This window comes from Plasticicumulans sp. (assembly GCF_035331805.1).
GTDB lineage: Bacteria > Pseudomonadota > Gammaproteobacteria > Competibacterales > Competibacteraceae > Plasticicumulans.
In genome coordinates, this window is record NZ_DAOLKE010000314.1 from 2,804 (window position 1) to 4,118 (window position 1,315).

At 70.6% G+C, this 1,315-nt stretch carries 1 protein-coding gene; it reads left to right on the top strand.

Annotation, left to right across the window (positions count from 1 at the left end):
• Positions 1-92: 92 nt before the first annotated feature.
• Entirely contained in the window at positions 93-1,313 is a 1,221-nt protein-coding gene (cas7u, locus tag PKE44_RS15980) for a type I-U CRISPR-associated RAMP protein Csb1/Cas7u (protein ID WP_324553107.1), read from the top strand.
• Positions 1,314-1,315 lie beyond the last annotated feature (2 nt).

Sequence of the window (1,315 nt, forward strand, 5' to 3'; positions counted from 1 at the left end):
CCGGCTAGCTAGTCGCTGCCCCCGCGCCCCGCCCCGCCCTGCACGCTTTGCCCATCCGCACACCGCACATCCGGACACCGGAGGTTTCTGTCATGAGCACCGACTTCATCCTCACCCTCGACCGCCTGCAGGCCGCCGTGGCCGGCGCAGCGGCGATCCGGTTGCGGCAGGCGCTGGAGCCGGCGGGCGGGCCGGGCAGCAAGGTGTTTCCGCCGACGCACGAGGGCGGGCAGTACGCGTGGGAAACGCGGCGGGTCGATGGGCAGGACGTGCGCTGCGTGCTGCTCGATTCGGTGCAGTCGCAGGCCAACCGCTGCGAGCTGGCGCTGCTCGATGCGCTGCGTGACGGGCGGCTGCGGCTGCCGCTGATCGAGGCGCGCTTCGCGGAGTTCAGCGACCTCGGCGCCGTCAGCACGCTCGAAGCGCCGCACCGGATCGCCGATGCGATTTTCCGCGACTCGACGCTCGACGGCGTGCCGTTTCGCGACAGCGTGATCGGCAAGGCTTTCATCGAATCGACGATTCGCGATGCCAACGGCCTGTTCCGCTGGTGCCCGACGGCGCTGGTGTTCGGGATGTGGGATTCGACCGGCAGCGTCGGCGGCCTCGGCACCAAGTTCGCCCGCGCACTCAGCGCCGAGATCATCGGCTACGGCGTACAGGCCGGCGTGCATACCTCGTCGCGCATCGATCCGCTCGGCATCAAGAACATCGAGATCTACGTCACGCCCGATGAGGACTGGACCACCGATGCCGGTGCCGCGAAACAGGGCAAGTCCGGACCGGAGAAAACCAAGCCCTCCGCGCTCAACCACTCGAACATCCCGCCGACGCTCGATCTCGCCGAGGAAAACCTCGCCACCGTCAAGAAAGGCGAGCCGCTCCGGGGCGGCGTCACCCTCGATCGCGCCGAACTCTGCGCCGTGCTGTCGCTGCCGGGCCTGCGCAAGCTGCGTTTCCCGCAGGCCGACGGCACGCCCGATGCCGCGCGCAACCACGCCGCCCGCACCGTGCTCGCGGCGCTGGCGCTGGCGGCGCTGGCGCTGCAGCGCGAGCAGGGCGGTCTCGATCTTCGTTCGCGCTGCCTGCTGATCCCGGCCGGTCTGGCTGCCTACGAGCTGATCGCCGCCGACGGCAGCGTCACGCCGTTCACGCTCGATGCCGAGGCCGCCTGCGCGCTGTTCGAGGCTGCGCGCCTGGCGGCCGAAGCGGCCGGGCTGGAGTGGCCGTCGCAGCCGGTCGTGCTCGAACCGCAGCCGAAGCTCATCGAACTGGTGCGCCGCAGCCGCGCGGCGACCGGGGTCGAGGACTGAAA

Coding starts and splice junctions, on each gene's coding strand:
- cas7u (WP_324553107.1), top strand. CDS start 93: ATGAGCACCGACTTCATCCTCACCCTCGACCGCCTGCAGGCCGCCGTG.